Genomic DNA, 22,958 nt, shown 5'->3' with positions numbered 1-22,958 from the left:
TATACGCAGTCTGCGGCAAATGCATGCGCTAGACCGTATCCGCGCAGGATGTACTGATACCTAGCCCTTGTTGGCCGAAGTTCAGCCGCAAGCGTCGAAAAGGTGTCATCGAATAGCGCTTCCTCAACAGCCGTTCGAGTCGTACGATTTGCGCTCGTGAGCGAAGCCCTGAACCCGGTTGGCGTGGTTTGCACATCTTGTCGCAACGCGACCTCATCTGTACCTGCTGGTTGGATCGGTGAGGATGAGGATCCCACAATTGGTTACGCGCTGATTGAGTGTTCACACTGCCATAGACTTATGGTTATTCAGGAGTTCAATGAATGGAATGGGCAAGATTTAGTTTCTAGTGGCGCTCCGGTTGTCGTCTGGCCAGTTCGAGACACACCACTCAGCGTCGAAATCCCTGATCCTGCACGCAAGTCTTTTGAGGAGGCGCGCGCCTGCCATCATGCGGGACAGTTCACGGCTGCCGCACTAATGGTGCGGCGGACACTCGAAGCGGTTTGTGTCGACAAGGGGGCCACGACCGGTAGCCTTCACGCCAAGCTGAACGATTTAAAGTCTAAAGGAATCATTGAGGGGAAGCTCACCGACTGGTCACACGACCTTCGAGCTCTGGGGAATGAAGCTGCCCACGATACAACGATATTCATCAGTGCTGCCGATGCGCAGGACGCCCTTGAGTTGGCGGAAGCATTGCTAAATTATGTCTACGTCCTCAATGCCAAGTACAACGCGTTTAAGGCGCGCCGCACAACCCCTGTTGCGTCATCATGATTACGCGAACTCGGCATTCTTATCAAGATCTCTAACAACGTCCTCACGCCCTACCGACCAACCGGAACCTGGCATAATCGACCACACCGCTCATCGGCATGAGCGGACACCTGGTGGGGCCGTCGCCGTAGGCGTCAGGGTGGGGCGTCGGCATCACAGGCCGGACGCCACCAACCCCATGAGCCAAGCGCCCGCCGACGTGCTCGGCGGGCCTCGCCGTCGGCGTGGGTGAGGCCGAGGGCTGACAGCGCGTCGGCCACCGCCGTCCGGTGCCCGGTGTACGGCCGGCGGGTCTTGGGCCGGGCAAGCGCATCATCATCTTCGAGGATGTGCTCGGTGTGTGCTCTCCAGCGGATGCCAACCCGGGTGAACCCATGCCAACGCGGGTCACCGCGGCCGAGCGCCGGTCGCAAACCGGGTTCGTGTGCTCGAGCTGTGGTCCTGGGCTGGGAGAACGGCGGTCCGGGGAACGTGGGTGAACGCGGGCCACTCCCTGCCACCCCAGGTGAACCCCAGGTCGCTAGACTAGGCCCTCGCGCCCTCGTAGCTCAGGGGATAGAGCATCGGTTTCCTAAACCGTGTGTCGCAGGTTCGAATCCTGCCGGGGGCACCAGCCACCGCCTTGACAGGTCGCGCAGTTGAAGTGACGGCGATCACATCGGGTCGAGACCCGATCCGGCGGGTCTTGTCGTCTTACCGGGTGTGAGAACAGGCATGGACGCTGCTGACGAGGGTGAACTCGTACGCCGAGTGGCTCGTGGCGATCGGCGGGCGTTCGACGAGCTCTACCGGCGTACGGCGCCCTGGCTGGAGGTGCGCCTGCGCCGCCGGTGCGCCGATCCGGACATGGTCGCCGAAGTCTTGCAGGACACGTACCTCACGGTCTGGCGGGCGGCTGGCAGTTTCGCAGGTGTGTCGGCGGCTCGCGGCGGCGGCGCGCAGGGGAGCGCTGTGGGTTGGCTGTGGACCATCGCCGCCCACCGTCTGGTCGACGCGTTCCGTCGGCGGGCGCGCCGGGCCCGGGTGCCGCAGGTGCAGCTCATGCCGGACACGGCCCCGGCGGCCGAGGACGAGGTGATGGCCGCCCGGATCGGCCAGGAGTTGGAGCAGGCCCTGCTGGTCCTGCCGCCCGAGGTGCGGGCCGCCCTGCGGGCGACGGTGCTCGACGGGCTGTCCATGCGGGAAGCGTCGGTGTTGCTGGGCGTACCGGAGAACACCGTCAAGTCCCGTGTCCGCCGCGCCCGGATCGCCCTGCGGGAGGCCCTGTCATGACGACCACACATCCGACGATGTCCCAGATCGAGCGGTACGCCGCCGGGGATCCCGGCCTCGACGAGCCCAGCGTCTGGGCGATCGAGGTGCACCTTGAGGGCTGCGCGGACTGTCGTGCCCGGCTGGCCGGTGCCACCACCGCCGACACCCGGAGCCTGATCGAGCAGGTCGCGACGAACCTGAACCGGGAGATCGCCACCGTGCCGGTTTCCGCCGGCCGGAGCCGGCCCTGGTCGGTGCTGCGTCACCGCTGGTACGTCGGCACCCTGTCGCCGTGGCTTGTCATGACCGCCACGGTGCTCGCCTCCGCGGTGCTGCTCGGTGAGCTGTGGGCCGGGCGGCCCTCGCTGGTGCTGCTGATCGCACCGCTGGCGCCGTTGCCCGGCGTGGCGGTCGCCTGGCACCGCCGCGCCGATCCGGCCTGGGAGCTGATCGCCGCCACTCCCGCCGCCGGGCTGACGGCGCTGCTGCGGCGTACGGCGGCGGTGCTGGCCTTCGTCATCCCCGCGCTCGCCGTGGCGGGCGCCCGCACCGGGGCGTCACTCGCGCTGATGCTGCTGCCGTGCCTGGCCTTCACCGCCGCCACGCTGCTGCTGGGCACGCTCGTCGGGGTACGCCGGGCCGCGATCGGACTGATCGCGATCTGGACGCTCGTCGTGGTCGCTCCGAGTCTGGCGGCAGCTCGGCTACCGGTGGTCCTGGCGGCGGACAGTGCCGGCAGCTGGGCGCTGGCCACGGTGCTGCTGACCGCCCTGGCTCTTCTGCGGGTCAACGGATTCCGGCGGCTCTCCCACCACGACTAGGCAGCTGCCACCACGACCAGGTAGCTGCCACCACCAGGCAACTCCCATCACGACCAGGCAGCCCCGAGCCGCGAATGAGGCGGTGTCGCTGCCGCGCTGACAATCACTGAAGGGGACGATGATGATGCGTGCCGTGAGTGCGGCCGAGACGGCCGCCACCACCCATCCCTGGGCGGTCCACGCGGAGGGTCTGCGGGTCCGGGCGGGGCGGCATCTGGCCGTCGACGGCCTTGATCTGAGCCTCACCTCCGGGGTGCACGGGCTGCTCGGCCCGAACGGGGCGGGGAAGACCACGCTGATGCGGGCCCTCGCGACAGTCCTGCCCCCCGCCGCGGGGCGGTTGACGCTGCTCGGGCGCTCGGTCGACGGCCGGTCCGAGCTGCGTTCGGTCCGGCGCACCCTCGGTTATCTGCCGCAGCATTTCGGCTTCTATCCACGGTTCACGGTTCGCGAGTTCGTCGGGTACATGGCCTGGCTGAAGGAGATGCCGAAGGCCGGTGTCGCGGCGGCCGTGCAGCGGTCCATCGACCGGGTCGGGCTGACCGCAAAGGCCGACGCCCGGCTGAAGACCCTCTCCGGTGGCATGCTGCGCCGGGCCGGCATCGCGCAGGCCATCGTCAACGATCCGCAGCTGCTGCTGCTCGACGAGCCGACCGTCGGTCTGGACCCGGAACAGCGGCTCGACTTCCGGGAACTGTTGCGTGACCTCGGCACCGACAGTTGCGTGCTGGTCTCCACCCACCTGGTGGAGGATGTGGTGGCGGCCTGCACCGACGTGATCGTGCTCAATGAGGGTCGGCTGGTGTGGCAGGGCACTCCCGAGGGTCTGTCCGGGCAGGGCGACCAGGGTGACGCCGGCGACAGCCGGGCCGAACGCGGCTACTCCGCCGTCCTCCGTCGGCACCGTGCGGAGGCTGCCCGATGAGCATCCTGGGGATCGAACTGCGCCGTTCCGCAGCGCTCGGTGCCGGACTGATCACGGCGGTGGTCGGGGTCGGTGCGCTCTATGTGGCCACCGGCCGGTGGTCGAGTGGCTGGATGGCACTGGCCCTCACCATCCGGGAGTACCTGCTCCTGATGTGGCCGCTGGCCCTAGCCGCCGGGGCCTGGCAGGGCCGCCGGGAGCACCGGGCGAAGGTGGGCGAGCTGTTCGCCACCACGGCCCGGCCCCGCGCCCAGCGGATGCTGCCGATCCTCGGCGCGACGGCCATCACCCTCGCGGTCGCCTACCTGCTGGTGACCGGGGCGGGCATCGGCTGGATCGTCTCCACCGCACAGCACCTGCCGCTGCTGAACTTCGCCGTCGTCACGGGTGTCGGTGCGTTGTCCCTGATCGGCGCGGCGTGGCTCGGACTGGGCATCGGGCGCATGCTCCCCGCCCTGGTGACCGCCCCGGCGCTGGCGGTGGCCGGCGTCCTGCTGATCTTCCTCAGCGCCATCCGGCTCCCGGACTGGTTGGCTGCGGCGATCTCCCCGGTCCACGGCACGGTTCCGTTTCACGCCTACCAGACGGTCGACAACCGGGTCAGCGGCGCGCTCGCGATCTCGATGGCCGCACTCGCCGCCGCCGGCCTGCTGTTGTTCGTGTCCGATGGCTGGCGTGCCCGTACGGCGGCGCTGGTGCCGGTGGCGCTCGGGCTGGTCGTGGCGACCGCGGTCGTCCCCCGGGACGAAGGCGTGCTCAACTGGCCGGTCGACCCGGTCGCGCGGGAACTCGTCTGTACCGACGACACACCGACGGTGTGCGTCAGCCGGGTCAACGCCAACGTGCTCGACGCGCTGACCCCGCTGGCCCGGGAGGGCCTGACGGCGTTGGCGAAGCTGCCGGACGCGCCGACCGCCGTGCACGAGGACACCCGAACGCCCACGTCTGACGACGTCAGCTCGCCTGAGGACGGCGTCGTCAGCATCACGGTACGAATCGACAGACGTGGCGGGCTCGCCCACCCGGCCGCAGTGGTTCCCGAGATCGTCAGGGGACTCGGAGTCGGGTACGACGGACGGTGCCAGAACCGCGACGAGGTGGTCGAACGGGCGGCGGCCTACTGGCTCCTGGACCGCGAGCCGCAGTCGGACGTCGGCGTGGTCCCCGGAATGATCGAAGAGGACCCTGAGATCAACGCCGGGGCGGTCGCGCTGTGGCAGGGACTGCGGGAACTGCCCGACGACGAGGCGTTGGCCCGCGTCACGGCGGTCCGCGATGCCGTTCGGGCCTGCGCCGACGTCACGGGCGTGCTGTCCGGGAGGGCCCGGTGACCGGGACGATGCTGTACCTGCGCTCGCGGCGCGTACCACTGGCCCTGGTCGCGGCCGTCGGCGGCGCGGCGGTGGTGTGGGTGCTGTGTCTGGCCTTCGCCGAGGAGCGGGACATCACGGTGATGGTGGTCGTGATGACAGTCCTGCTGATGGTCGCGGCGCTGTCGGCCACCCTCGCCGGTCCCGACGAGAACCTGGACCGGACCGCGTCGATGCGGTGGCCGTGGTGGCGGGCGGCGCACCTGATCGCCGCTCTGGTGGCCGTCCTCGCGGTCCTGCTCGTCACCCGGCACACCGGGGCCCGGTTCGGGCCGGCCGAGCTTGTGGTCCGCGACGCCGCCGGCCTGCTGGGACTGACCGCCCTGTGCGCCTCGGTGGTCGGTGCCGCCAGGTCGTGGTTCCTGCCGCTGGGCTGGACCATCGTCGCGGCCATGTATCCCCAGCAGGGTGTCTGGGGTGCTACGGCTACCTGGCAGGGACAGCCGCCCGGGAGTGATGCCGCCATGCTGACGGCCGGGGTACTCGCTCTCGGCGGGTTGATCGCCTACTCGGTGGCCGGCCCGGCCCGGCGCGAGGCGTCCGAGTAGACGCGGTGACTGTGGTGTGGCCCGCCGCCCAGCAGAGCGTGGGACGGCGGGTGCCACGGTCGTCAGAGTGCCGTGCGGATCGCCTCGGCGAGGGTGACAGGTGGGCGGCCGATCAGTTTGGCCAGGTCGTCGACCTCGACGTGCAGGTCGCCCTGGGCGGCACCCCGGTCGCCGTCGGCGAGCACCTCCGCGTACCCCTGGGGGAGGCCGGCGCCGACCAGGACCTCGACGTACGCCGCCACCGGCAGGTCGGTGTAGCGGACGTTGCGTCCGCTCTGTCGGGCCAGCTCGCCGGCGAGCTCGGCCAGGGTGAAGGAGTCACCGCCCAGCTCGTACACCTGGTTGGTGTGGCCGTCGCCGGTCAGCACCTCGGCGGCGGCGTCCGCGAAGTCCGCGCGGGTGGCGGCACTGATGCGTCCGTCACCCGCCGCGCCGGTCACCCCGTGCTCCAGGTACGCGGGCACCTGCGGCAGATAGTTCTCCAGGTACCAACTGTTGCGCAGGAAGACGTACGGCAACCCGGCGGCGATGATCTCCTGCTCGGTGAGCCGGTGCTCGGTGGCGAGGACGAGACTGGAGGTGTCCGCCTTCGCGATGCTCGTGTAGCCGACCAGGCCGACCCCGGCCTGCCCGGCAGCGGTGATCACGTTTCGGTGCTGGGCCACCCGCCGGCCCACCTCGCTGCCGGAGACGAACATCAGCTTCTCCGCGCCGGCGAAGGCCGCCCGTAGCGTGCCGGGGTCGTCGTATTCGGCCTGCCGGACGGTGACGCCTCGCCCGGCCAGGTCGGCCAGGCGGCCGGTATCCCGGCCCACCGCCACGATCCCGGTGGCCGGCACACCTCGTTCCAGCAGTGACGTGACGATGAGCCGACCGAGGTGCCCGGTGGCACCGGTGACGACGATGGACATGGGTGGTGCTCCCTCCAGGGAAAACTGCCTGACGTCGGCGTCAACCGGAACATCGGACCAATGCTTCCCGTTGGAGAGTAGGCACCTTGAAGTGTGTGACTTTCTGATGGAGAGTATTGGGAATGAAGCCGAATCTGTACGACCGCAACTGCGGTAGCCGGCAGGTGCTCGACCGCATCGGCGACCGCTGGAGCGTGCTCGTGGTGCTCACCCTCGCCGACGGCCCCCGGCGGTACGGCGAGCTGGCCGGAAGGATCGACGGGGTGAGTCAGAAAATGCTCACCCAGACCGTGCGGGCGCTGGAGCGCGACGGACTGGTCACCCGGAGCGTGCACGCCACGGTGCCGCCCCGGGTCGACTACGAGCTGACCGACCTGGGTCGTAGCCTGCTCACCCTGCTCGCCGGTCTGGAGGCGTGGGCCACCGATCACCTCGCCGAGGTGGAAGCCGCCCGCGCCCGCTACGACGCCCGTACGCCAGGGTGACGCCGGTGCGGGATCAGCTCGTGGGTAGCTGGGTGGCGGCGGTCACCACCTTGTCGATCAGACCGTAGTCACGGGCCTCCTCCGCGGTGAACCAGCGGTCCCGGTCCCAGTCCTGCTGGATCTCGTCCAGGGTCCGCCCGCTGTGCTGGGCGATCAACTCCTGCATCGTCCGCTTCACGTGCAGCATGTTCTCGGCCTGGATGGTGATGTCGGCGGCGGTGCCGCCCATGCCGCCGGAGGGCTGGTGCATCAGGATCCGGGTGTGCGGCAGCGCCCACCGCTTGCCGGCCGCACCGGCGCAGAGGAGGAACTGGCCCATCGAGCCGGCGAGCCCGAGGGCCAGGGTCGCCACGTCGTTGCGTACGAAGCGCATCGTGTCGTAGACCGCCATGCCGGCGCTCACCGAGCCACCGGGCGAGTTGATGTAGAGGGTGATGTCCCGCTCCGGGTCCTCGGCGGCGAGCAGCAGGATCTGTGCACAGATCCGGTTGGCGATCTCGTCGTTCACCTCGCTGCCGAGGAAGACGATCCGCTCCCGCAGCAGCCGTTCGAACACCTGGTCGCCGAAGGTCCGCTGGCCGTCGTCGAGCATCGTGATCATGGTCAACCTCCACCGCCGGCGGCGACGTCGAGCGCTCGGGAACCGGCTTCCTTGAGCCTGCGGCACGGGTGCGGTCACCAGCCAGCCGTTCTGCCCGGGGCAGATCCGCCCACGGCAGAACGACGGAGAACAGCCCGCCGATCCGGGCCGTCCGGTCAAGCCCGGGGCGCCTTCCTCGTCAGCCTGATGTCAGGGTGACATGAAGATTTCTGTGTGACATCGAGGCTCGGGAGGCGACAACCCCGGGGTGGCCGCACCCTCGGTGACCGCCGAGGGTGGCCCGAACGGCGGCCGTCCGTCGGGCGGCTCGCCTACGTGCACCGACCCGGCGCACCGGGCCGACGGACGAACGGCCGGGCGAACCGCGACGGAGCAGTGGCCCTCGGGCGACGAGGTGGACCGGGCCGACCGGATCGGCGAAGACGACGACCCTGATCCCGCCGCTCAGCCGACCGCCGCTCAGCCCACCGCCGGTTGGGCCCGCGGTGCCGAGCTGCCCGCCCGAGGGGGTCCAGGCTCCGTAGCGGTCGTTGCCGCCCAACCCTGCGGTCAGGTCCGAGGCGAAGCCGAAACCGACGGCGTTGAGGCGTGCGACGGGCTGGGCTGATCCGTCCGTACCGCGACCAGCGGGCGTGGCCGCCGGGTCGCCGGGCCGGGTGACCGGGACACGACCGGCCGGGCCGGTGGCGGGCAGTCGGCGTTCGACCCGCCGGAGCTCGTCGCGGACCTCCTCCAGCAGATCCGAGAGGTGCAGGCCGAGCGCCCGGCAGATCGCCGCGAGAACCTCGGAGGACGCCTCCTTGCGTCCGCGTTCCACCTCGGAGAGGTAAGGCACGGAGACTCCGGCGGCCCGGGCGACCTCCCGCAGCGTGCGGCCCTGGTGCTGGCGCTCGCGGCGCAGCACCGCGCCGATCACCCGTCTCAGCAACGACATGCGGGCCTCACTCTCGCCGCTTCCTGCGCTGACCGTCCCATCATGCCCGTCCGCCGGCCCGCTCGCCGTACCGTGTCCATTGAACGGCACCCCGCCGTGCGGTTCCTGGATCAGCGGCTATGTTGTGGACGTGCAGGCGACCGAGGCGGGGCAGGTCCCCCGGTGATCCACTTTCCGGCGCAGCGGCGAGGCCCGCTCAGCGCGCTGAGCATCCGGCTGGCCGCCGCTCTCGGGCTGGTACTCGCCGTGGTCGCGGTGGTCTACCTCGAACGGGAGCAGTACCGCGACAACAACGGTGACGGCCTGACGCTCCTTGACTGCTTCTACTACGCGGTGGTCTCCCTCTCGACCACCGGCTACGGCGACATCGTGCCGGTGAGCCAGGAAGCCCGGCTGGTAAACGTCCTGTTCATCACCCCGGCCCGGGTGCTGTTCCTGATCATCCTGGTCGGCACCACCCTTGAGGTCCTGACCGAGCAGTACCGGACCGGCCGTCGCCTGCACCGGTGGGAGAGAAAAGTGAAGGACCACGTCATCATCTGCGGCTACGGCACCAAGGGGCGCAGCGCGATCTCGGCCCTGATGGAGAACGGGCTGGACAAGTCCCGGATCGTGGTGGTGGAACGGGCCGGCCCGGCGCTGCGTCAGGCGACGTCGAACGGGCTTGTCGCCATCGAGGGTTCGGCGACCCGATCCTCGGTGCTCAACCAGGCCCACGTACGCACCGCCAAGGCGGTGATCATTGCGACCGACAGCGACGACGCGTCGGTGCTCGTGGCGTTGACCGTACGTCAGCTCACCGCCGGTCAGGTCCGGATCATCGCCGCGGCCCGGGAGGCGGAGAACGCCCCGCTGCTCAAGCAGAGCGGCGCGCACCACGTGATCGTCTCCTCGGCGACCGCCGGCCGGCTGCTGGGCCTGTCCACGTCGGCGCCGCCGCTCATCGACGTGGTGGAGGATCTGCTCACCCCGGGTCAGGGCATGGCGCTGGCCATGCGCTCCGCCGAGCGCAGCGAGGTCGGCAGGTCGCCCCGGGAACTCGACACCCTGGTCATCGCGCTGGTCCGGCGGGGCAAGGTGGTCACCCTGGCGGACCGGGCCGGTGCGGTCATCGAGACCGGGGACATGCTCGTGCACGTACGCGACGACCGTCCCACCGCGAACACCCTGCCCTGAGCGACGGTAGGCGACCAGGCGGGTCTGAAAGATCGACCGGGCCGCCCCCGAGGGAACGGCCCGGTCGTCGTCGCGGTGGCGGTACGGTCAGCCGACGATGGTCCAGGTGTCGCCGCTGCCCAGCAGCCCGGCCAACTGCTGGTCCGGGGTCTCGCTGACGGTGGCCCGGGCATCGGCCAACTGCCCCTGCACCACGCTGTCGTACGACGGGCGGCGCACCGAGCGGAACACACCGATCGGGGTGTTCCGCAGGTCGAAGCCGGGCAGCCGGGACAGCGCGAACGCGTATGCCGGGTCGGTCACCGTGGCATCGTGCACCACGATCTCCTCAGCCGGGGTCGACGCGGTCTCGCGTACCTCCAGACCGAACCCGCCGGGCGGGTGGACGACGCAGAACTGCCCGTCCTTGCCGAACGTGATCGGCTGGCCGTGCTCCAGCCGGATCAGGTAGTCGTCGCGGGTGCCAGGTTCCTTGAGCTGCTCGAACGCCCCGTCGTTGAAGATGTTGCAGTTCTGGTAGATCTCCACGAAGGCCGAGCCCTCGTGCTCGGCGGCGGCGCGCAGCACCGACTGGAGGTGCTTGCGGTCGGAGTCGATGGTCCGGCCGACGAAGGTGGCCTCCGCGCCGAGCGCCAACGACAGCGGGTTGAACGGCGCGTCCGCCGACCCCACAGGCGTCGACTTCGTGATCTTGCCGACCTCGGAGGTGGGGCTGTACTGCCCCTTGGTCAGGCCGTAGATCCGGTTGTTGAACAGCAGGATCTTGAGGTTGACGTTACGGCGTAGCGCGTGGATCAGGTGGTTGCCGCCGATGGAGAGGGCGTCGCCGTCACCTGTCACCACCCACACCGACAGGTCCGGTCGGGAGACCGACAGGCCGGTGGCGATCGCCGGTGCCCGCCCGTGGATCGAGTGCATCCCGTAGGTGTTCATGTAGTACGGGAAGCGCGACGAGCAGCCGATCCCGGAGACGAAGACGATGTTCTCCCGGGGGATGTTCAGCTCCGGCATGAACTGCTGGACGGCGGCGAGGATCGCGTAGTCGCCGCAGCCGGGGCACCAGCGCACCTCCTGTTCGGACTTGAAGTCCTTGGCGGTGAGCTTGAGGGCGACGGGCTCAGACATTCTTCAGGACCTCTTCCAGCATCGTCTCCAGCTCGGCGGCGGTGAACGGCAGGCCGCGGACCTGGTTGTAGCCGATGGCGTCGACCAGGTAGCGACCCCGGATCACGTGGGCGAGCTGGCCGAGGTTCATCTCGGGGATGACCACCCGGTCGTAGGAGCGCAGCACCGCGCCGAGGTTGGCCGGCATCGGGGCCAGGTGCCGCAGGTGCGCCTGCGCGACCGGCAGGCCACGCTGGCGCAGGGCGCGGCAGGCGGCGCCGATCGGGCCGTACGTCGAACCCCAACCGAGCACCAGCACCCGGGCGTCGCCGTCCGGGTCCTCCACCTCCACGTCCGGCACCGGGATCGTCTCGATCCGGGCCGCCCGGGTGCGAACCATGTAGTCGTGGTTGGCCGGGTCGTACGAGATGTCGCCGGTCTTGTCGGCCTTCTCCAGCCCGCCGATGCGGTGTTCCAGGCCCGGGGTGCCCGGCACGGCCCACGGCCGGGCCAGGGTCTGCGGATCGCGCAGGTACGGCAGGAAGGTGGTGCCGTCCTCGCCGTTGGGCGTGGTGGCGAACTCGACCCGCAGGTCGGGCAGGGAATCCACCTCGGGCAGCAGCCACGGCTCGGAGCCGTTGGCGACGTAGTTGTCCGACAGCAGGATCACCGGGGTGCGGTAGGTGAGCGCGATCCGCGCCGCCTCCAGCGCGGCGTGGAAGCAGTCGGACGGCGACTTCGGCGCGACCACCGCCACCGGCGCCTCGCCGTGCCGGCCGAACAACGCCATGTTCAGGTCGGCCTGCTCGGTCTTGGTCGGCATGCCTGTCGACGGGCCGGCCCGCTGCACGTCCACGACCACCAGCGGCAGCTCCAGGGCCACCGCGAGGGAGATGGTCTCGCCCTTGAGCGCCACGCCCGGGCCACTTGTGGTGGTCACGCCGAGCGCGCCGCCGTACGAGGCGCCGAGCGCCGCGCCGATCGCGGCGATCTCGTCCTCGGCCTGCATGGTGGTGACGCCGAACCGCTTGTGCTTGCTCAGCTCGTGCAGGATGTCCGAGGCCGGCGTGATCGGGTACGCGCCGAGGAAGACCGGCAGGCCGGAGCGGACACCCGCGGCGACGAGGCCGAGCGACAGCGCGGCGTTGCCGGTGATGTTGCGGTAGGTGCCCGGCGGCATCTTGGCCGGCTTCACCTCGTAGCGGACGGCGAAGTCCTCGGTGGTCTCGCCGAAGTTCCAACCGGCCTTGAACGCCGCGACGTTCGCCGCGACCAGCTCGGGCCGCTTGGCGAACTTGCGCTCCAGGAACCGCAGGGTGGAGTCGTACGGCCGGGAGTACATCCAGCTCAGCAGGCCGAGGGCGAACATGTTCTTGGCCCGTTCGGCGTCCTTCTTGGACACGTCCAGCTCGGCCAGCGCGCCGATGGTCATCGAGGTCAGCGCGACCGGGTGCACCGCGTACCCGGCGAGCGTGTCGTCGTCGAGCGGGCTGCTCGCGTAGCCGACCTTGGCCAGGTTCCGCCGGGTGAACTCGTCGGTGTTGACGATGATGTCGGCACCCCGGGGCAGGTCGGCGAGATTCGCCTTGAGCGCCGCCGGGTTCATCGCGACAAGCACGTTCGGCGCGTCGCCGGGGGTGAGGATGTCGTAGTCGGCGAAGTGCACCTGGAAGCTCGACACGCCCGGCAGGGTGCCGGCGGGAGCCCGGATCTCGGCGGGGAAGTTGGGCAGCGTGGAGATGTCGTTACCCAACTGCGCGGTCTCGGAGGTGAACCGGTCCCCGGTCAGCTGCATGCCGTCGCCGGAGTCGCCGGCGAACCGGATGACCACCCGTTCCAGCTGGCGGATCTGCTTGCTCACGGCCGCACCTCACTCTGTGGCGCGCCGTGGCGCGGCTGGCTGAACTGGATGGTGACCTCGCCTTGCCCGGCCACGAGACCTCCTTGACGCGCCGCTGCACCGGCCGTCCGCGAACGTCCGGCCCGCCTGTCCTTCCCTCACCGAGAGCCTACGTCGAATCAGTGGGGCACCCGGCCCGGAGGTCCGCCGACTGGGATCGAAACGTGAGGGTTTATGTGGTCAGTTGCGGTGTTTCGCCGGGGCCGCCGTAATCCATATCACCGCACGTCCCAGCCAGGTCGGTCATGTGTCCGGGCCGGTCGCCGGGCGCGGAACCAGATTCCACTGTCCGATTCCGGCGCGCCGCCGGCCGGGCCCGCCGCCTCCGCCGGCAGCGCCGCTCCGGTCGCCTGCCCGCGCCCGGCCCCCGGCGTGGTGGCCCGACGCCGCCGCATCGCCGTGACCAGCCCGGCGGCGAGGAGCAACAGCAGCACCGACACGGTGATCGGCAGCACTGCCGTGCGGTGCCCCGACGTCGGTCCGCCGGGTGCCCCGGCCGGGAGCAGGCCCGGCGACGTCTCCGACGTGGCCGGCGACACGCCGGCGGGCAGTTCCGGTGACGCGGTGATCCGGAAGCTGAGCTGCATCCGCCGGTCGGCACCGTGGCGCGGATCGAGCAGGCCGATCACCGCTCCGGACAGCGGCGCGGCACGTAGCGCCGTCACCGTCGCCGTCACCGGCAGGCGCACCTCGTCGGTACGCCCCGCCCGGACCGTGCCGAGGTCGCAGCGGGTACGCGTGGCCGCCACGGCGACGCAGCCGGGTGGCGGCGCGGCCACCGTGACCCCGGCGGGCAGCAGCACGTCGACCCGGCCGGTCGCGTCGGCCCGACCGGTGTTGCCGAGCCGGACGAGAAGGCCCTCGCTGGCGCCCTCGGCGTCGAAGGCGACCTCATCGGCCGACATGGTGATCCCGGGTGCCGGTGGGCCGGGTGGGAAGAGCACGGCGAAGCCCTCGTCGTCCGCCGCGGTGCCGGTCGCGCCGGTGGCCGTCACTCGTACGGAGCCGGCCAGCGGCATCCGCCGCCAGGCGTCGCCGTCGACCCGGATCCGCAGGCGGGTGCTGAACCGCTCGCCGGGTGCCGTGCTCCACTGCCCGCAGCGGTACTCCCGCCGCCCGGCGGTGGCGCAGCCGTCCGTACCGGCATCGGTGAGCCCGGCCGGCAGGGTGTAGGCGAGCCGGACACCGGCGCTGGCGGTGCCGGTGTTGGCGACTGTCACGCGCAGGGTGGCCACGGTGCCGGCGACGTTCCAGTAGCCGGCCGGCAGCGTGAGGTCACCTGTGGTGACAGTGATTCCGGCCGAGACGGGTGGCGCGATCGTGGGCGCGGGCGGCCGGGATGGCGGGGAGTACGTGGGCCGGGGCGGTGCGCCGGTCGCGGCGGGCGGACCGCTGCTCGGGACCGGTGCGCCGGTGGTGACACCCGGGGTCGGCGTGGTCGACGGTGACGCCGGTGCGCTCGTCTCGACCGGCGGCTCCACAGTGGGTGGGGGCGAGGTGGGCTCGGGTTCACCCGTCGGCTCCGCCGGCGGACTGTCCGGCACCGGCTCGGCGGCCCGGTTCGCCGTCGGCGCGGCCACCACCGCCCCGGGCGCCACCGCCGCTCCGGCCGCCACCAGCAGACCGAGGGCGCAGGCGGACGCCAAGGTACGGCGCCAGGCGCGTCGTCCGGGCAGGCGGCCCATTGCTCCTCCGGTGCTGGTGGTGGTCCCCATGGTGGGCACAAGTTGTCCTGAGACACTAGTCCCAGGTGTAAAGAAGTTCGCGACCCGGCGGTGGACCGTGTGGGGACGGTAGGCTGACCGACCGTGACCGGTTACCTGGGCTCGTACGCGACGCTCGGGCTGTTGCTGCTCGCGGGCGTGCTCTTCCTCGTCGTCGCGTTCACCGCCAACCGGGTGCTGCGCCCTGCCCGCCCGGCCGACCCGCCCGGCAAGCGCGCCAGCTACGAGTGTGGCCTCGACCCGGTGGGTGGCGACTGGGCGCAGATGCAGATCCGCTACTACGTCTACGCGTACCTCTACGTGCTGTTCGCGGTCGAGGCGGTGTTCCTCTTCCCCTGGGCTGTGGTCTTCGACAGGCCCGGGTTCGGGCTGGTCACCGTGGTCGAGATGGCGATCTTCGTGGGTGTCCTCGCGCTCGGCCTGCTCTACGCCTGGCGGCGCGACATCCTGCGCTGGACCTGACCGCCGGCGGGGCCCGCCACAGCTCAGGCGAGGCCGCGCCGGCTGAGCCTGGGTGGGCGATCTCCCCGGACGGACGCGACCATGTCCAGCAGCCGGCGGGTGGGGCGGACCTGGTGGGCGCGGAAGACCCGGGCACCCAGCCACGCGGAGACCGCCGTCGCGGCGAGCGTTCCCTCCAACCGTTCGGCGACCGGCAGGTCCAGCGTCTCGCCGATGAAGTCCTTGTTCGACAGGGCTACCAGCACCGGCCAACCGGTCGCGGTCAGCTCGCCCAGCCGCCGGGTGATCTCCAGTGAGTGGCGGGTGTTCTTGCCGAAGTCGTGTGCCGGGTCGATGAGGATCCCGTCCGGACGTACGCCCAGGGAAACCGCACGGTCGGCGAGCCCGGTCACCGTCGTGACCACGTCCGCCACGACGTCGTCGAAGGCCGCGCGGTGCGGCCTGGTACGCGGGCTGAGCCCGCCCGCGTGCGAGCAGACCAGCCCGACCCCGGTCCGGGCCGCCACCCGGGCCAGCGCCGGGTCCGCCCCCGACCAGGTGTCGTTGAGCAGGTCCGCGCCGGCCGCCACGGCCTCCACCGCGACCTCGGCGCGCCAGGTGTCGATCGAGATGACGACCTCCGGGAAATCCGCCCGTACCGCGGCGATGGTGCCGACCGTGCGCCGGATCTCCTCGGCGACGTCGACCTCGGTGCCCGGCCCGGCCTTCACCCCGCCGATGTCGACGATGTCCGCGCCCTCGTCCACCGCCCGTTCCACCGCCCGCAGCGCATTGTCGGCCTGGAAGGTCGCGCCCCGGTCGAAGAACGAATCCGGGGTGCGGTTGACGATCGCCATCACCACAAGCTCGTCGGGACCGAACCGCCGAGCCCCGAGCCGCAGCACTCCGGCCACGCCACCTCCCACATCGCCCTACGCCGCCGGCCGATCACGCCGCCGCCCCGGTGACGCTATCCGGTCGCTGGTCCGGCGCGGTGGCCGGGAACGTCTGCGGTGCCGCGTCGTCCGGGCCCGGCGCGTTTCGGACCGCCGCACCGGCGCCTCGTCCGGTACGCCGCGCCGGGTGGGGTCGCCCCGTTCCCTTCGGCGTGCCACGATCAGTACATGGGTCAGCTTCTGCTCCTGCTGGTCGTGGCGGTCACCGTCGCGGCGGTCGTGTTCGGCGTGACGGTGCTGGTCACCGGTCGGGATCCCGGCCTGGCCCCGGTCGAGGCGGACGGGCGGGCGGTGCCGCTGCCCGGCGATCGTCCGCTGCGCGAGTCGGACGTGAGCGAGGTGCGCTTCGACACCGCGCTGCGGGGGTACCGGATGACCCAGGTTGATCAGGCGATGCGCCGGGCGGCGTACGACATCGGCTACAAGGCCGAGCTGATCGGCGTGCTGGAGGCAGAGGTGACAGCGCTGCGGGACGGCCGGACCGCCGACGCCGACGCGCTACGCCGGGCCCGCGAGCAGGCGGCCAAGTCGGCCGAGGCGGCTGCTGCGCAGCCGGACGCCCCGGTGGCCGACGGATCGGTAATCGAACTTTCGGTGACACCGGCGACGGTCGAGTCCGACGCCGTACCCGGCCCGCCGCCGGAGGCCATGACGGTGCCGACGACCGGGCAGGAAACCGCGACGACCGAGCCGGTCGACCGCTATGTTCGGCCGGCCGCGAAGCGGTCGGTGCCGGGTGGGGAGCCGACCGACGGTGCCGCACCCTCCGCTGTCGCCGACCCGGACACCGGAGAGTCGGCCGACGGTGAAGCGCCAGCATCCGGGGTGCGCGATTCGGCGGTCCGGTCGGAGTCGGCGTGAGCGGTCCGGACGGCGCTGACGATCTACGCGAGGCGGCCCAGCCCGGTGCTGGTGAGGTCACCGCCACGGTGATCGTCAACGCCCCGGCGGAGAAGGTCTTCGCCGCTCTGCTGGCCTGGGAGCGGCAGTCCGAGTGGATCCCCTTCACCACCGTCCGGGTGGTGGAGGGCGACGGCGGCGAGGGGAGCCTGGTCGAGGCGATCACCTCGCTCGGGCCGGCGGTGTTGCGGGACACGATGCGGGTGGTCCGGGTGGACGCGCCGTACGAGATCGGCGTGGTGCACTGCGGCACGCTGCTGCGCGGCCCCGGGGTGCTGCGCTGCACCCCGCTGGAGAGCGGACGCACCCAGGTCGTCTGGCACGAGTGGTTCCACCTGCCGGGCGGCCCGGCCGGACGGGTGGCCTGGCCGGTGCTCTGGCCCGGCTCCAAGTTCAGCCTCACCCAGGCGCTGCGCCGCTTCGCCCGCCAGGTCGAGCAGGGCCGCCTGCCCTGACCGGTGCGTGCGGCCCGGGCTGTCGGACACTGGGCCTAGCCTTGGCTCCGTGACTGAACTGGTGATCGGGGCCGACGGGCTGGCCCGCTGCGGGTGGGGAGCCAGCACCCCCGACTATGCGGTCTACCACGACACCGAGTGGGGCCGTCCGCTGCACGGTGACGACGCGCTCTACGAGCGGATGACGCTTGAGGCGTTCCAGTCCGGCTTGTCCTGGCTGACGATTCTGCGCAAGCGGCAGGCCTTCCGGGCGGCCTTCGCCGGGTTCCGGATCGACACGGTGGCCGGCTACGACGAGGCCGACGTGGCCAGGTTGCTCGCCGACGCCGGCATCGTCCGCAACCGGGCCAAGATCGAAGCTGCGATCGCGAACGCCCGCGCCGCGCAGCAACTCCCCGAAGGACTCTCGGCGCTGCTCTGGTCCTTCGCCCCGCCGCCCGGTCGGGCCCGGCCCGGCACCGGGGCCGCCGTGCCCGCACTCACCGACGCGTCCACGGCCATGGCCAAGGCGCTCAAGAAGCGTGGCTTCCGGTTCGTCGGCCCGACCACGGCGTACGCGCTGATGCAGGCCACCGGGATGGTCGACGACCACCTTGCGGGCTGCCACGTCGTGACATCCACGACGGGCGTGATGGGATGAGGGCATGACGACCGACACCGCACACCGGGTGAACGGGGCGAGCCAGGCGGACGGCACGGGCACCTGGGCCGTGCTCCTGCCCGCCGGACGGTACGACGCCGAGCGGCTCGTCCACCACGACACACTCGAACTGACCGGGCTGGACGAGACCGTCCTGCCCCGCCTCGGTGACCAGGTCGCGGTGCTTACCGACGAGCCACCGCGGCTGGTGGCGGTGGGCCGGGTCGCCGGCCCGACCGCCCGCCGTCCGGAGGATCCGGACGACCCGCAGTCCGACCACGCGCCCGACGCGCTTGTCGTCGCGTACACCCGGCGAGCCTTCGACGAGCCGGTGCCGGCGGACGAGTTGATGCTCGGCGGGCCGGTCACCGCGCTCGACGCGGCGACCTTCCGCGAACTGGTCGACCGGCTCGGCCCGCCACCGCAGCGCCGCACCTGGCTGGTCAGCCTGGACCTGCCGATCGAGGCCGACTCGCCGGCGGAGGCGGTCCGGCTGTTCTGGGCGTACGTGCAGGAGCTGGGCCCCCGGGAGCTGCCCGCCTTCGTCTCACCGTCCGGCGACGAACTGGCCATGCAGGCGTTCGTGCTCGGCGCGGAGGCGAACCAGGATCCGGAAGAGGACGACTGACCGATCCGGGTGACGGTGGCCGGCGACGGCTCAACGACCTTCGAAGACCGGCTGCTGCTTGTTGACGAAGGCCATCGTCGCCGCGCTGTGGTCCGCTGTCGCGCCGCAGATCGCCTGCGCCTGCGCCTCGGCGGCCAGCGCGTCGGCGAGGGTGCCGGCGTCGGCGACGGAGAGCTGACGCTTGATCGCCCCGTAGGCCACTGTCGGTCCGGCGGCGAGTCGGGCGGCCAGTTCCTGCGCGGTGGGCAGCACCTGCTCGTCGTCGTCGGTCAAGCGGTTGAGCAGCCCCAACCGGCAGGCCTCCTCGGCGCGTACCGGCTCGGCCAGCATCAGCAGCTCGACGGCCTTGGCGTGGCCGACGAGCCGGGGCAGCGTCCACGAGGCGCCGGTGTCGGCGGCCAGCCCGACCTTGGTGAACGCCATCAGGAAGCTGGTCGACGGGCCACCGATGCGGATGTCGGCCAGGAACGCCAGGGAGGCACCCGCCCCGGCGGCCATGCCCCGGACCGCGGCCACCACCGGCTTCGGCAGGCTGGCCAGCCGGGCGGCGATCGGGTTGTAGTGCGCCCGCACCGTGTCCAGCTGCTTGCCGTCGCCCGCCTGGAGGGTGCTGACGTGCTCGCGTAGATCCTGACCGGCGCAGAACGCCCCGCCGGCTCCGGCCAGCACCACCGCCCGGCAGCCACGGTCGGACTCCAGCTCGGCGAGGGTGTCCCGGAGCGCCTCCTTGAGCGTCACGTCGAGCGAGTTCATCGCCTTCGGGCGGTTCAGGGTGAGGGTGACGACCGCGTCGGTGCGGTCGACGAGCAGTGGCTCGGTCACGTGTGGCGACCCTTCTGTCGGGCTGTCCGGTGTCCACCGTCGAGGCACTGCTCGACGTACCGGTCGGCGGCCGGCCGGAGCCGGGCCGCATGGCGGTCGAAGAAGCTGGCCGCGGCGACGCCGGGCCAACGTTCGGGCAGCAGCGCCGGCGGCAGCTGCGGATCCCGGAACAGGAACGTACGCCACGCGTGCACCAGCCGGAACCGGGCCGCGTACGCCTCCTCGTCGCCGCTGCGCGCCGTGACACCGGTCAGCAGCGTCCGCTGCTCGGCGACGAACTGCTCGTACGCCCGGCCGATCTCGGCCAGGTCCCAGGCTCGGCGGACCAGGCCCATCGCGCCCGGCGTGCCGGCGGTGTGCGCGGCGCTGAACCGCTCGAAGCGTACGCCCGCCTCGCTGAGCAGCAGGTCGACGTCCTCGGCCGGACGGGTGGCCACCCAGGTCTGCTCGTCGAGCGTGCCGTAGCCCAGGTACCGCAGGTTGGCGGCGAGTCGCTGGCGGTCCCGCCGCGCGCTCGGCGCGTCCAGCACCAGCAGGTCGAACCGCCCGTCCCAGGTGACCCGGCCGGTGCGGTAGATCCGCGAGGCCGCCTCGTCCAGTCGGCGGGCCGCCTTGGGTGTGATCGAATATCCCGGTCCGGAGGTCAGTCTGGTCGGTTCGAGCCAGCCCTGGCGCACCATGCGGGAAACCGCCGTCCGTACGGCGGGTGGCGCGATCCCGAGCGGCGCCAGCAGCTTGACCAGCGCGGCAACGGGTGCGCGCCCACCCCGTGGCCGGAGGTGGTCGCCGTACAGGTCGAAGAGTGCCGACCGTGCCTGCATGACCGCACATTGTGACAGGCCATCTAAGGATAAGCTAGATGCTGTTACATCAATGCTGCTTCGGTTTGGGTCCGGCGGTGTTCATCAGGGAAAATCGTCGGTCGACACCCACGTGCAAGTTGCGGGTGGTCATGGCGAAGTGGCTGTGGGGCAACCCACCGACCCTGGTGTAGGTCTGAGGGGAGACAACATGGCGGCGATGAAGCCGCGGACGGGCGACGGTCCGCTGGAAGTCACCAAGGAGGGCCGGGGCATCGTCATGCGGGTCCCGCTGGAGGGCGGTGGCCGGCTCGTCGTCGAGATGACTCCCGACGAGGCGACTGCTCTGGGTGACGCGCTGAAGGCGGCTGCCGGCTGAGTGAGGCCGGTTCGTCGGCGAAGCTCGCCACCGCGGACGGTTCGTCTGGTCCCTGGCTCTGAGCCACCGGTATCACCGGTGGCTCAGAGCCGTCACACCCGCGCGCGGCCGATTCTCCGCGCGTCCGTCTCCAGGAGGTACGGCTCCGCGTGCTCGCCATCCGTCTGACCGCCGAGCCGGCACGGCTCGACACCCTGGTCCTGCCCGTGCGGTCCGGTGCCGCCGAGGATGCTCCGGCCGAGCCGGTCCCGACCGGAGTGACCCCACCCGAGGGGGTCACCGACGAGGTGGCCGCGCTGGTGCCGGTGGCGCGGTTCAAGGGCCGGGCCGGGGAGGTGCACACCCAGCTACGGCCCGGAGGTACCCCCCGGAGGCTGCTGCTGCTCGGGATCGGTGCGGCGGATGAGGCGGCCTGGCGGGCGAGTGGCGCGGCACTGGCCCGCGCGGTCAAAGATGAGACTCATGTCACACTGGCTCTGCCGGCGGGTGCGCCGTCCGAGGCGGTTCGCGGTCTGGTGGAAGGTCTGCTGCTCGGGTCGTACCGGTTCCGGCTCGCTGCGGACCCCGACGCCCCCACGCTCACCGACGTCGACCTGGCGGTCACCGAGCCTGAGGCGTACGAACAGGCCGTCACGGTGGCGCGGACCACCGCCCGGATGACCCGAATGGCCCGGGACCTCACGAACATGCCCTCCTCGGTGAAGAACCCGCAGTGGTTCGCCGAGCAGGTCGCCGAGGCCGTCACCGAGCTGCCCGGGGTCACGTTGCGGGTCCGCGAGCCGGAGCAACTGACCGCCGAGGGTTTCGGCGGCATCCTCGCCGTCGGCGGGGGATCGGCAAGCGGCCCGCGCCTGGTCGAGTTGGACTGGCACCCCTCGGACGCCCGCACCCACGTGGTGCTGGTGGGCAAGGGCATCACCTTCGACACCGGCGGCATCTCGATCAAGCCCGTACCGGCGATGAAGCTGATGCGCAAGGACATGGCCGGCGCCGCCGCCGTCGTGGCGGCCACCCTCGGAGCCGCAGCGCTGCGGCTGCCGGTACGGGTGACCACGCTCGCGCCGCTGGCCGAGAACATGGTCAGCGGGGCCGCGTTCCGGCCCGGCGACATCGTCCGGCACTACGGCGGGCTGACCAGCGAGACGACGAACTCCGACGCCGAGGGCCGGCTGGTCCTCGCCGACGCGCTGGCGTACGCCGTGCAGGAACTCAAGCCCGACCTGCTTGTCGACCTGGCCACCCTGACCGGCGCGAACGCGGTGGCACTGGGTACCCGCACCGGTGCCCTCTACAGCGACAACGACCAGCTCGCCGAGGACCTGCTCACGGCGATCAGGTCGGCCGGCGAGTCCGCCTGGCGGATGCCGCTGCCCAGCGACTACGTCGAGCACCTCGGCAGCGACCTGGCCGACCTGCACAGCGCGCCCACGCAGGGCGGTGGCTCCGTGCTGGCCGCTCTGTACCTGCGGGAGTTCACCGGCGAACTGCGGGACCGTTGGCTGCACATCGACATGTCCGCCCCCTCCTGGTGCGAACGCGACGACGCGGAGCTGACCCGGGGCGCGACCGGTTGGGGCGTACGCGGGCTGCTGCGCTGGCTGGCCGCGCTGGACTGACCGCCCCGGGCCGGCCTACCGGGGCCGGACCGCACCCGCCGGCACGGCTGCCAGCCGGGTCACGTCGCGGGTGGGTCGGCTCAGCAGCGCACCGCTGCCAGCAGCCCGTGACCGACCGGCAGCAGCGCCGGGATCCAGTGCTCCGACTCGCGGATGGCCTTCACCGTCTCGCGTACCGTCACCGTCTCCGGGTCACGGGCGGCGGGGTCACCGATCCGCCCGCCGGCCAGCGCTCCGTTGAGCACCAGCACCCCGCCCGGCCGCAGCAGCCGCAGCGCGGCGTCCACGCAGGCGGTGAAACCGGTCACCTCGGCGTCGACGAAGACCAGGTCGTACGCGCCGTCGGCGAGCCTGGGCAGCACGTCCAACGCCCGGCCGGTGATGATGCGGGTGCGGCCGGAGACGAAACCGGCTTCGGCGAAGATGCGGCGGGCGATCCGCTGATGCTCCACCTCGACGTCGATGGTGGTGAGTACCCCGTCGACCCGCATGCCGCGCAGCAGCCACACACCGCTGACGCCGGTGCCGGTGCCGATCTCGACCACCGCACGGGCGTTGCCGGCAGCGGCGAGCAGGCGCAGCGCGGCACCCGCGCCAGGTGTGACAGCGGCTAGACCGACCTCGTGAGCGAGGCTGCGTGCGGTCCGCAGGACGAGGTCCTCGGTGACGTACGACTCGGCGAACTGCAGGGCCGGGTTCGTCGAACTGCCGGAACCGGCGACCGTGGCTATGGGGCACCTCCGGGCGACGAGCATGATGCGCAGGGCGGTTGGGCACTGTGACTCTAG

24 protein-coding genes, 1 tRNA gene and 1 pseudogene are annotated in these 22,958 nt (G+C 71.4%); 16 read left to right on the top strand and 10 right to left on the bottom strand.

Features of this window, described 5'->3' with window-relative positions; translation table 11 throughout:
- Positions 1-156: 156 nt before the first annotated feature.
- The 7 genes from CLT74_RS18835 (at position 157) to CLT74_RS18805 (ending at position 5,698) form a co-directional block, all read left to right on the top strand.
- Positions 157-780 carry a DUF4145 domain-containing protein gene (locus tag CLT74_RS18835; protein ID WP_143697182.1) on the top strand — a complete coding sequence of 208 codons (624 nt, stop codon included), beginning with the start codon at positions 157-159 and terminating at the stop codon, positions 778-780.
- Positions 781-1,317: 537 nt separating this feature from the next.
- Positions 1,318-1,393: transfer RNA gene (locus CLT74_RS18830), tRNA-Arg, on the top strand.
- Between the two features lie 101 nt (positions 1,394-1,494).
- On the top strand, positions 1,495-2,052 hold the full coding sequence (locus tag CLT74_RS18825) for a sigma-70 family RNA polymerase sigma factor (RefSeq protein WP_099847703.1): 558 nt from the start codon (positions 1,495-1,497) through the stop codon (positions 2,050-2,052).
- Positions 2,049-2,855, top strand: a complete 807-nt coding sequence (locus CLT74_RS18820; RefSeq protein WP_099847702.1) for a zf-HC2 domain-containing protein — start codon at positions 2,049-2,051, stop codon at positions 2,853-2,855. Before CLT74_RS18825 ends, CLT74_RS18820 begins: the two co-directional genes overlap by 4 nt.
- 121 nt (positions 2,856-2,976) lie before the next feature.
- On the top strand, positions 2,977-3,780 hold the full coding sequence (locus CLT74_RS18815) for an ABC transporter ATP-binding protein (RefSeq protein WP_486582407.1): 804 nt from the start codon (positions 2,977-2,979) through the stop codon (positions 3,778-3,780).
- Positions 3,777-5,111, top strand: coding sequence for a hypothetical protein (locus tag CLT74_RS18810; protein WP_099847701.1), 1,335 nt, complete (start codon positions 3,777-3,779; stop codon positions 5,109-5,111). Before CLT74_RS18815 ends, CLT74_RS18810 begins: the two co-directional genes overlap by 4 nt.
- A complete protein-coding gene (locus tag CLT74_RS18805) occupies positions 5,108-5,698 on the top strand; it encodes a hypothetical protein (RefSeq protein ID WP_099847700.1) in 591 nt (196 codons plus the stop codon). The genes CLT74_RS18810 and CLT74_RS18805 overlap by 4 nt, the downstream gene beginning before the upstream one ends.
- A 62-nt stretch (positions 5,699-5,760) precedes the next feature.
- Here the strand turns inward: CLT74_RS18805 and CLT74_RS18800 are convergent, their stop codons facing one another.
- A complete protein-coding gene (locus tag CLT74_RS18800; protein ID WP_099847699.1) occupies positions 5,761-6,609 on the bottom strand; it encodes an SDR family oxidoreductase in 849 nt (282 codons plus the stop codon).
- Positions 6,610-6,731: 122 nt separating this feature from the next.
- Between CLT74_RS18800 and CLT74_RS18795 the strand changes: the two genes are divergently transcribed.
- Positions 6,732-7,094 (top strand): winged helix-turn-helix transcriptional regulator, encoded by a 363-nt coding sequence (locus tag CLT74_RS18795; protein ID WP_099847698.1) that lies wholly within the window; start codon positions 6,732-6,734, stop codon positions 7,092-7,094.
- Between the two features lie 13 nt (positions 7,095-7,107).
- On the opposite strand, the gene CLT74_RS18790 is transcribed toward CLT74_RS18795, so the two are convergent.
- Positions 7,108-7,695: a ClpP family protease gene (locus tag CLT74_RS18790; protein WP_099847697.1), complete on the bottom strand. Its 588-nt coding sequence runs from the start codon at positions 7,693-7,695 to the stop codon at positions 7,108-7,110.
- Between the two features lie 295 nt (positions 7,696-7,990).
- A pseudogene (locus CLT74_RS18785) lies at positions 7,991-8,629 on the bottom strand (helix-turn-helix domain-containing protein); the annotation flags it as partial.
- A gap of 162 nt (positions 8,630-8,791) precedes the next feature.
- Here CLT74_RS18785 and CLT74_RS18780 point away from each other — a divergent pair.
- On the top strand, positions 8,792-9,805 hold the full coding sequence (locus CLT74_RS18780; protein WP_099847695.1) for a potassium channel family protein: 1,014 nt from the start codon (positions 8,792-8,794) through the stop codon (positions 9,803-9,805).
- Positions 9,806-9,892: 87 nt separating this feature from the next.
- Here the strand turns inward: CLT74_RS18780 and CLT74_RS18775 are convergent, their stop codons facing one another.
- The 3 genes from CLT74_RS18775 to CLT74_RS18765 form a co-directional block, all read right to left on the bottom strand.
- Positions 9,893-10,930 (bottom strand): 2-oxoacid:ferredoxin oxidoreductase subunit beta, encoded by a 1,038-nt coding sequence (locus tag CLT74_RS18775; RefSeq protein ID WP_099847694.1) that lies wholly within the window; start codon positions 10,928-10,930, stop codon positions 9,893-9,895.
- Positions 10,923-12,770: a 2-oxoacid:acceptor oxidoreductase subunit alpha gene (locus CLT74_RS18770; protein WP_099847693.1), complete on the bottom strand. Its 1,848-nt coding sequence runs from the start codon at positions 12,768-12,770 to the stop codon at positions 10,923-10,925. Before CLT74_RS18770 ends, CLT74_RS18775 begins: the two co-directional genes overlap by 8 nt.
- Before the next feature lie 257 nt (positions 12,771-13,027).
- Positions 13,028-14,524 (bottom strand): hypothetical protein, encoded by a 1,497-nt coding sequence (locus CLT74_RS18765; RefSeq protein ID WP_486582745.1) that lies wholly within the window; start codon positions 14,522-14,524, stop codon positions 13,028-13,030.
- A 93-nt stretch (positions 14,525-14,617) separates the two neighbouring features.
- Between CLT74_RS18765 and ndhC the strand changes: the two genes are divergently transcribed.
- Positions 14,618-14,995, top strand: a complete 378-nt coding sequence (gene ndhC, locus CLT74_RS18760; protein WP_099847691.1) for an NADH-quinone oxidoreductase subunit A — start codon at positions 14,618-14,620, stop codon at positions 14,993-14,995.
- A gap of 23 nt (positions 14,996-15,018) precedes the next feature.
- Here the strand turns inward: ndhC and folP are convergent, their stop codons facing one another.
- Positions 15,019-15,888, bottom strand: a complete 870-nt coding sequence (folP, locus tag CLT74_RS18755) for a dihydropteroate synthase (RefSeq protein WP_099847690.1) — start codon at positions 15,886-15,888, stop codon at positions 15,019-15,021.
- A 210-nt stretch (positions 15,889-16,098) separates the two neighbouring features.
- Here folP and CLT74_RS18750 point away from each other — a divergent pair, with 210 nt between their 5' ends.
- The 4 genes from CLT74_RS18750 to CLT74_RS18735 are packed head-to-tail and all read left to right on the top strand — an operon-like array spanning position 16,099 to position 18,553.
- The gene (locus tag CLT74_RS18750) at positions 16,099-16,791 is read left to right on the top strand and encodes a DivIVA domain-containing protein (protein ID WP_099847689.1); all 693 of its coding nucleotides are present in this window, start codon (positions 16,099-16,101) and stop codon (positions 16,789-16,791) included.
- The gene (locus CLT74_RS18745; protein ID WP_099847688.1) at positions 16,788-17,285 is read left to right on the top strand and encodes an SRPBCC family protein; all 498 of its coding nucleotides are present in this window, start codon (positions 16,788-16,790) and stop codon (positions 17,283-17,285) included. The genes CLT74_RS18750 and CLT74_RS18745 overlap by 4 nt, the downstream gene beginning before the upstream one ends.
- A gap of 49 nt (positions 17,286-17,334) precedes the next feature.
- Positions 17,335-17,925 carry a DNA-3-methyladenine glycosylase I gene (locus tag CLT74_RS18740; protein WP_099847687.1) on the top strand — a complete coding sequence of 197 codons (591 nt, stop codon included), beginning with the start codon at positions 17,335-17,337 and terminating at the stop codon, positions 17,923-17,925.
- Positions 17,926-17,929: 4 nt separating this feature from the next.
- Positions 17,930-18,553 carry a hypothetical protein gene (locus tag CLT74_RS18735; protein ID WP_099847686.1) on the top strand — a complete coding sequence of 208 codons (624 nt, stop codon included), beginning with the start codon at positions 17,930-17,932 and terminating at the stop codon, positions 18,551-18,553.
- A 30-nt stretch (positions 18,554-18,583) separates the two neighbouring features.
- Here CLT74_RS18735 and CLT74_RS18730 read toward each other — a convergent pair whose 3' ends face one another.
- On the bottom strand, positions 18,584-19,375 hold the full coding sequence (locus CLT74_RS18730) for an enoyl-CoA hydratase-related protein (RefSeq protein WP_099847685.1): 792 nt from the start codon (positions 19,373-19,375) through the stop codon (positions 18,584-18,586).
- Positions 19,372-20,196: a PaaX family transcriptional regulator C-terminal domain-containing protein gene (locus CLT74_RS18725; RefSeq protein WP_099847684.1), complete on the bottom strand. Its 825-nt coding sequence runs from the start codon at positions 20,194-20,196 to the stop codon at positions 19,372-19,374. Before CLT74_RS18725 ends, CLT74_RS18730 begins: the two co-directional genes overlap by 4 nt.
- 190 nt (positions 20,197-20,386) lie before the next feature.
- Between CLT74_RS18725 and CLT74_RS18720 the strand changes: the two genes are divergently transcribed.
- Together CLT74_RS18720 and CLT74_RS18715 are read left to right on the top strand one after the other, a co-directional pair.
- Positions 20,387-20,554 carry a DUF3117 domain-containing protein gene (locus CLT74_RS18720; protein WP_013283866.1) on the top strand — a complete coding sequence of 56 codons (168 nt, stop codon included), beginning with the start codon at positions 20,387-20,389 and terminating at the stop codon, positions 20,552-20,554.
- Between the two features lie 149 nt (positions 20,555-20,703).
- Positions 20,704-22,170 carry a M17 family metallopeptidase gene (locus tag CLT74_RS18715; RefSeq protein ID WP_099847683.1) on the top strand — a complete coding sequence of 489 codons (1,467 nt, stop codon included), beginning with the start codon at positions 20,704-20,706 and terminating at the stop codon, positions 22,168-22,170.
- Between the two features lie 80 nt (positions 22,171-22,250).
- Here the strand turns inward: CLT74_RS18715 and CLT74_RS18710 are convergent, their stop codons facing one another.
- Positions 22,251-22,925 carry an O-methyltransferase gene (locus CLT74_RS18710; protein WP_486582406.1) on the bottom strand — a complete coding sequence of 225 codons (675 nt, stop codon included), beginning with the start codon at positions 22,923-22,925 and terminating at the stop codon, positions 22,251-22,253.
- Positions 22,926-22,958: the final 33 nt, after the last annotated feature.

The organism is Verrucosispora sp. CNZ293, from assembly GCF_002754655.1.
This window is presented reverse-complemented; position numbering and strand designations above follow the sequence as displayed.